The sequence below is a fragment of the Pseudoalteromonas sp. SR45-4 genome, assembly GCF_014163535.1.
Taxonomy (GTDB): domain Bacteria; phylum Pseudomonadota; class Gammaproteobacteria; order Enterobacterales; family Alteromonadaceae; genus Pseudoalteromonas; species Pseudoalteromonas nigrifaciens.
This window is the reverse complement of record NZ_JACJDO010000077.1, coordinates 1-4,416: the sequence shown is the minus strand read 5'-3', so window position 1 is coordinate 4,416 and position 4,416 is coordinate 1. Positions and strand designations below refer to the sequence as shown.

General features: G+C 37.7%; 4 protein-coding genes and 1 pseudogene. 1 reads left to right on the top strand and 4 read right to left on the bottom strand.

Annotated elements, in window-relative coordinates:
- Positions 1-365, bottom strand: a pseudogene (locus H5058_RS17900) (ISAs1 family transposase); the annotation flags it as partial.
- A 113-nt stretch (positions 366-478) separates the two neighbouring features.
- Complete coding sequence (locus H5058_RS17895; protein WP_011329344.1) at positions 479-1,411, bottom strand: hypothetical protein; 933 nt, start codon at positions 1,409-1,411, stop codon at positions 479-481.
- A 76-nt stretch (positions 1,412-1,487) separates the two neighbouring features.
- Here H5058_RS17895 and H5058_RS17890 point away from each other — a divergent pair, with 76 nt between their 5' ends.
- Positions 1,488-2,396: a 1-aminocyclopropane-1-carboxylate deaminase/D-cysteine desulfhydrase gene (locus H5058_RS17890; protein ID WP_011329345.1), complete on the top strand. Its 909-nt coding sequence runs from the start codon at positions 1,488-1,490 to the stop codon at positions 2,394-2,396.
- Between the two features lie 2 nt (positions 2,397-2,398).
- Here the strand turns inward: H5058_RS17890 and H5058_RS17885 are convergent, their stop codons facing one another.
- On the bottom strand, positions 2,399-3,703 hold the full coding sequence (locus tag H5058_RS17885; protein WP_176359673.1) for an EAL domain-containing protein: 1,305 nt from the start codon (positions 3,701-3,703) through the stop codon (positions 2,399-2,401).
- Between the two features lie 209 nt (positions 3,704-3,912).
- Positions 3,913-4,164, bottom strand: coding sequence for a hypothetical protein (locus H5058_RS17880; protein ID WP_182679339.1), 252 nt, complete (start codon positions 4,162-4,164; stop codon positions 3,913-3,915).
- Positions 4,165-4,416 lie beyond the last annotated feature (252 nt).

Sequence of the window (4,416 nt, the reverse complement as noted above, 5' to 3'; positions counted from 1 at the left end):
TTAAGTGCAAGAATATAATCTGCTTTTTGTTGGATGATTTGTTTTGCTATTTCTTGTTGGCATCCCATCGCATCTAACGTAATGATACTGTTTTCAATATCGAGCAGGGTGAGTAATTCTGGTATTGCGGTGATTTCATTTGTTTTATTATCAACAGCCGTCTGCCCAAGCACTAACTGGTGTTGGCAACTCCATGCACTGACCGTGTGTAAGGCACTTTTTCTGTCTTTTGTGGTAAATGAACGCCGTGCGGTTTTGCCATCGATAGCGATGATATCTGCACCTGTAGTTTCAATCAGTGATGATATCCAAGATTGAAATGCCCTTTCTATTTCATTTGCTTTTAACCGACACATGACGCGACTCGAATTCAAGTATTAAGTGCAATAATTAACGCGCCACAGCATTAGCATATTTTGCAGTAATACTGGATCACGCCTTACACGTAAGGACTTTTGATAAAAGTTAATCCGGGTTTTCATATCACAGACTCCGGCTCAGTTAATTGATAAGCCGCACCCAATGCGTAGTAATATTGCGTTTCTAATTGCTGTGCTAGGTCTAGGGTTGGTTTAAAATCAATCACTTTAACTTGTAAAAACTCAGCCAACTCTGCTCTAAGTGTTAGTGACGTCAAATCGTCACACTGTAGCTGAATACTGCGAATAGGTGGCTGCTTCAACTGGCTCTCAAAAAAGTCCATAGAACGCTGAATTTCAAGTCCAAATGCCTCTACCAACTCTTGGCTTTGATCTTTATCTGACATACCCAGTAAGCCATTTAAACGCCGAGTAAGTAATAGCTGCCCATCGCGAATAATTAAAATACGTGGCTCAAAGCTGGCATGCTGCACAATGAGCATGTGGGCGTCTTTACTCGTGCCGAGTAGAGTTACAAGAGTCATTTCCTCTGATGTCATAGTCCGTAAAAGAGGCTTTACCTGCTTAAAACTATCTATAAACGGCAATAACTGCAGCTTACTGGTAATAAACACGTTCATTTTTTTACTTTGCATCGGCAATGTAATTGGATAATCAATAAAATCAGCAACAATATTTTCAGGATCAATATCGACTAGATCTTTCGTTGTCCACGGTAGCGATTGAATGATCTCTTCATCACTTAGTGCGGGTTTTTCTATTTGTACAATTTGATAAAGAGAATGAGGAATAACTAAGTTCACTGCGCACACATCACTACTAACCTGTTGCGTACATAGCGTAATTGCAGCAGTATAGTCATGTTTTTCAGTGATCTCTACACTGTGATATTTGTGTATTTTCCAGTGTCCATACTGTTTTTTTAAACAGACTGCATTAACGGTATTAGCATATGTTGCTACACCCACAACTGTATTTTTATCTAAACTACGCTTGAACAAGGAAAACAGTGAAAACAGTTTTCTTTTCATATAGCTACTATTATTATTAGTCGATGTACTAACTGCCGTACATTTTCATTACTTTGCCAAGTGATTATCATAAACAATGTTAAATAAACTTAAAATAAATGAAAACAACCAAATACAACAAATAGATAGTGATTTATTAAAGCGCAAAAATATATTTTTAGGCGTTAAGCGCGATGATCTACTCCACCCCCTCATAAGTGGAAATAAATGGCGAAAGCTTAAATACAATTTAGCCCAGATGCAGGCGCTTAAAAAAACTGAATTACTCACTTTTGGTGGTGCTTTTTCTAATCATATTCATGCGTGTGCGGCGGCTGGCAAGTTTTTTAATATAAAAACGCACGGGATTATTCGCGGCCCAGAACTAGACCCTAACAATCCTACACTTTTGTTCGCACAGCAATGTGGTATGCAGCTACACCCAATCACACGTATAGAGTACAAACAACGTAGCCAAAGCGATTATTTAACGCAGTTGCAATCGCGTTTCCCTAATGCCTATATTTTACCTGAAGGTGGGACAAATAAACTGGCGCTTGAGGGTTGTAAAGAGCTTGCCCTGAGCTTACCTAAGCACGACTACTTAGTTTGCCCCACAGGAAGCGGTGGCACCTTAGCGGGGCTTATTGAAGGCAGTTCAGTTAATACAACGGTACTGGGAATTGCGGTACTAAAACAAGCTGACTATTTACGCGATGAAATTAAAGCGCTTAGCCCTAAAGCCGCTTCACAAACTAATTGGCAATTATTATGTGATTTTCATGGTGGTGGTTATGGTAAGTTTTCTGCCGAACTTTGGCAGTTTTGCCAATACATGAAAACTGAGCACCAACTGCCATTAGAGCCTATTTATACTGGTAAAATGATGCATGCTTTGTGGCAATTAATTGCGCAGGACTACTTTGCGCCAGGCAGTAAAATTATTGCGGTTCATACGGGTGGGTTACAAGGATTAGATGGTTTAAAATACAGAGGACTTATTTAAAATTAATGAAATACGGTTTGTGTAAAATCAGGCAACAACTGCGTAAAATAAAACCCCTGCGCGGCATCTACCCCTAAAATAGTAAGCATTTGTAGCTCTTGTTTGGTTTCTACGTCACTAGCAAATACCGCTATATTTAATAACTGGCAAGCATTTACAATGTTTTTTACACAACTTTGTTGATGCGTGCTTGCCTCTATTGAGTGCACTAAATCGTAGGCTAATTTAACTCCTAAAACTTGTGGATAATTAACCAGTTGAATAATATGGTCGCTACTTTTAATACCATCAATAATAATCTGATAATTTAGCTTAGTTATTATTTTTAATACGCCTTGTAAACGTATTTGATATTTAAAAAAGTCTGCTGCATTTATTTCAAATTGTAGTTTATGCTCTATTTTAAAATCGCTTACTTGCGTTATTAGCCATTGCCAAAACGCTTTGTTAAACCAATTTTTAGGATGTAAGCTAATGCTAATAATTGCGGCTGAAGTATCTGCTAGTAATAGCTTTTTAACTTTGATGATAATTGCTTGATCAAATAAAAATGCGTCTTGATCATTATCTAGCTGATTAATGCCAGCATTAGCTAGCAGCAACTCATTAGCGCCACCGCGTACTCTAATCAACACTTCATGTTGCAAAATACGCCCACTATCGAGTTCAAATAAAGGCTGAAAATAAATTACAAATTTATTTTTTTTAATGCTTTTTATTATTTGGTTATTCGAAAATATATTTACTCGGCTATGGCTTATTCCCAAGCGATGACAATGCTGTAATGGGCTTTGCTGCGATAAAGTTAACGCAGACTTTGCTTGTTGATAAACCAGTGTTTGATTAGCACTTGCTCTGTAATTACACAGGCCTATTTTTACATTTTTTGCCGTTAAGTGTTTTTGATGCTTTTTACATATTGTTAGTGCACAAAAATTTAAGCGCTCAATGTACAGCTCTAACTTAATGATTGGAATATGCTTTATGGTTACCGCTAAGTTACCCGCACTTAATAATTTAACTGAAATATAGTTTAACGCAGGTAAGTTTTTTGCAAGTAGAATTTTAAAACTAGCTTCTAGATCAGTACTGGGATCAAAATGACAATGACACTCGATCAGGGCAAATATATTATAAGCTGCAGCCGTACTCTCACTCAAAGGGCGATCATTATCTAAAGTATTAGTAGGCGCTGTTTCTGCCTCTATTTTATGCTTTACATTACACCTTGATTTCAATGGCGCTACTAGAGTTGCTAAATGAGTAACCCAGCGAGTTGCCGCTAATATAATTAAATTTAGCAACACAACAAGATGAGCCTTAAAGCGGTTAATAAACTTAAGCTTACCCTTTTGCATAATGCACTCGCTAGTTAAATTACTAGCTAAAGTGTTGTCTAAGATCCCAATAAGCACAAGGTAATAGTAAAAGTTTAGTATTGCATTTATAGCTAATAAATAATGTTTATAAACTTCTCTAAATAACTTAAAGCGTTACGCCCCATTTAGCTCTTGTACTATAAACGCTTTATGCGGACCCGCTGCTGGGGCGCTAGTAATAGAGTGTAAAAATGCCTCAAGAGCTTTTTTTCTTTGCTCGTTAACGATAAAGGCTGCAGTATTTTAGATGTTTGTGGTGACAAAGGATCGTTAGGATCTTTAGGATCTTTAGGATCTTTATTAAAAACAAAGCCGCCGGCATTATAAATATTTAAAACACCTGCAATAGAAGGAAACACGCCATTATGCATCCACGGCTTACTATTCATCACATTTCTTAAGCTGGGAGTTTTGAATTTGCCTATATCGGCTGCTCGCTGTATGAAGTTAACCGCCTTGATATTGGCACACATTTATCATCATTTATCTAAACTAAGCAGAGTAAGTCCTAAAAAACATCGAGTAGGGTGAGGCTTTTGCCTCATCCCTCTCACAGAGCCGTACGTACGGGCCTCGTATACGGCTCCTGTATTCTTCTATCCCTTCGGCTTATTTTCTAAACGCCGATTGAGCAAGCCATC

What these genes read in the sequence shown, in the direction of transcription:
- H5058_RS17895 (WP_011329344.1), bottom strand. Translation starts at nt 1,411, where the DNA reads ATGAAAAGAAAACTGTTTTCACTGTTTTCCTTGTTCAAGCGTAGTTTA.
- H5058_RS17890 (WP_011329345.1), top strand. Translation starts at nt 1,488, where the DNA reads ATGTTAAATAAACTTAAAATAAATGAAAACAACCAAATACAACAAATA.
- H5058_RS17880 (WP_182679339.1), bottom strand. Translation starts at nt 4,164, where the DNA reads ATGAATAGTAAGCCGTGGATGCATAATGGCGTGTTTCCTTCTATTGCA.